This window comes from Bradyrhizobium sp. SHOUNA76 (genome assembly GCF_023006445.1).
Classification (GTDB): domain Bacteria; phylum Pseudomonadota; class Alphaproteobacteria; order Rhizobiales; family Xanthobacteraceae; genus Bradyrhizobium.
Genome location: NZ_JALBHA010000798.1, coordinates 1 through 1,822, shown reverse-complemented (window position 1 = coordinate 1,822; position 1,822 = coordinate 1). Strand labels below are relative to the sequence as shown.

Annotated in this window: 1 protein-coding gene and 1 pseudogene; both read right to left on the bottom strand. The window is 64.8% G+C overall.

Annotation, left to right across the window (positions count from 1 at the left end; all coding sequences use genetic code 11):
- Positions 1-229, bottom strand: a pseudogene (locus tag MOV74_RS37235) (two-component sensor histidine kinase); the annotation flags it as partial.
- Positions 230-273: 44 nt separating this feature from the next.
- Positions 274-1,329, bottom strand: coding sequence for a UPF0104 family protein (locus MOV74_RS37230; RefSeq protein ID WP_246932396.1), 1,056 nt, complete (start codon positions 1,327-1,329; stop codon positions 274-276).
- Positions 1,330-1,822: the final 493 nt, after the last annotated feature.

Genomic DNA, 1,822 nt, shown 5'->3' with positions numbered 1-1,822 from the left:
TGATGCGCCTGACATCGTCGCGCGACGCGGCGGGATCATGCAGGCGCCACGGGATCAGTGCCGCGGCCGCAATGCAGAGGAACACGATCGCGGCGTGCAGCGCCGACAATTCGCCGAGCGAGACGACGACGGACAGCGCCAGGGCCGCAGCGATCAGGATGACGGTCGAATGCCGCAGCCGGTCGGACCAGGGCTGGGCGGAGGGAGAAGAGGGGGCGTCGATCGCCATCGGGGCGGACTTCTCCTGGAGGCTTGTCCTAAAGCTTGGCGGCGTCAGGCACCGCTGTCGCTACGCTCTCTCACATAGGCGGCTTCACGCGCTGGACCGGGGTCGAGCTTGAGCGCCGCCTGCTGCAAGCGCTTCGATCGTGCGCCGATCATAACTTCGCGAAACGTCAGCAGGATTACAGATATGACGAAGGGGGACAGATAATAGAGGACGCGGAACAGCAACATGCCGCCCAGAAGCTCCTCGCGGTCCATCTGCCAGAGGCCGACCAGCATGGCGGCGTCGAACACTCCCAGCCCGCCAGGCGAGTGGCTCGCGAACCCGAGCAGCGTCGCCGAGACGAAGATCACCGCGACCACCACGAATCCGAGATTGGGCTCGTCCGGAACCAGCACGTACATCGCGAGCGCGCAGAAGCCGAGATCGATGATGCCGATCGCGATCTGGAGCAGCGTCAGCGCGCCGCCCGGCAGCACCACGGTCCAGGGCCCGCGGCCGACCACGCGCGGCTGGGTCGAGACCCAGACCACGTAGCCGACCAGTCCCACGATGATCATCAGCGCCAGCGTCCGGTTCAGCCACGGCGGAAGCAGGTCGATCGAGGCGGCGGCCTCCGGATGATAGGCGATGCCGAGGCCGAGCACGGCGGCATTGCCGAGCCAGAAGGTCAGGCCGGCGAGGAAGCAGATCTTTGCGACGTCGATCGCGTTCAGCCCGTAGGCCGAATAGATGCGATATCGCACCGCGCCGCCGGTGAAGACGGATGCACCGACATTGTGGCCGATCGAATAGCTGGTGAAGGCGGCGAGCGCGTTGATGCGGTAGGGCACGTGGGCGTGGCCGATCGCGCGCACGGCGAACAGGTCGTAGAAGGTCAGGGTGAAATAGCCCGCGGCGACGAACAGCGCCGCCATCGCAATCTGGCTCGGCTCGGTGCTCTTGATCGCTTCGAGGACCTCGTTGGAATCGATGCCTCGCAGCATGTGGTACAGCACATAGCAAGCGATGCCGATGACCGCGACGCTGATCACAACTCCAAGCTTATGCAGGATTTGCTTCTGGCGCAGAAACGTCGTCGCCCTGCGGATGGCTTCCAGCATCTAGACCTCGAACAACGCTTCAGCGGCCAGGGTGGCCGGCGAACGGGCGGACGACGCACAGGCACTCAACGAACCCTCGCCGCCGGCTCCGGCATCGCGCATGCCCCCTGCCCCTCCACTAGCGCGTTTTCGGGCCGAGTGGAATTCGCCAATTCGAACAAAAACTCGTGCATTCAATATTTTAGGCAGGGTTGGGTGCTCCTGATGCACGGTTTGGCGTCCTCGGCGGCAGACTTGAGGCGAATCTCCATGGCGATCCTGCGCAGGCGCCGTGAAGGTTTGATGATTTCGGCCGTACAATGTTCCGTCACGTCTTAAGCCGACGTCAATCTATGGGGCACGCCTGCCTGTTGAAAGGGGGCGGATTTTCCGATGCGCCGGAAGGTCGCGGGCGCGAAAGGTGGGCCCAGGAGCGGCCAGACCGCTGCGCCGGTCCGATTCCTCGCGAGCCGAAAGGCTCAGGCGGCCGGCATGCTGCGCGAGACCACGCGGT

Coding starts and splice junctions, on each gene's coding strand:
- MOV74_RS37230 (WP_246932396.1), bottom strand. CDS start 1,329: ATGCTGGAAGCCATCCGCAGGGCGACGACGTTTCTGCGCCAGAAGCAA.